The 277-nt window shown below is 68.2% G+C and carries 1 pseudogene; it reads left to right on the top strand.

What is annotated here, in order from left to right:
- Positions 1-74: 74 nt before the first annotated feature.
- Positions 75-277 (top strand): annotated as a pseudogene (locus IF09_RS0139645) (hypothetical protein); the annotation flags it as partial.

The raw sequence follows: 277 nt of genomic DNA, 5'->3' as shown, positions 1-277 counted from the left end.
CACCGGCCCCACGCCGCGTCGCGCCAGGATGGGGGCCCGTGGGTCCGGAGCCTTCGGGTGACGGGAGCAGAACATTGATCAACGTTGACGTCCAGCATTGCGGCAGCTCGATTCTGATCAGCGCCACCGGGGAGCTCGACGAGACTGCGGGAGAAGTGCTCCAGCGCGCCCTGGACTACGTGACCATGGACGAACGCGATCTCCTGGTGGACCTGCACGCAGTGGCGGCCATGGACGTCGACGGCCTGCTCCACCTCCTGGACCTGCACCGGCGCGC

Origin of the sequence: Streptomyces katrae, from assembly GCF_000717655.1 — a bacterium.
Taxonomy (GTDB): Bacteria; Actinomycetota; Actinomycetes; order Streptomycetales; family Streptomycetaceae; genus Streptomyces; species Streptomyces katrae_B.
This window is presented reverse-complemented; position numbering and strand designations above follow the sequence as displayed.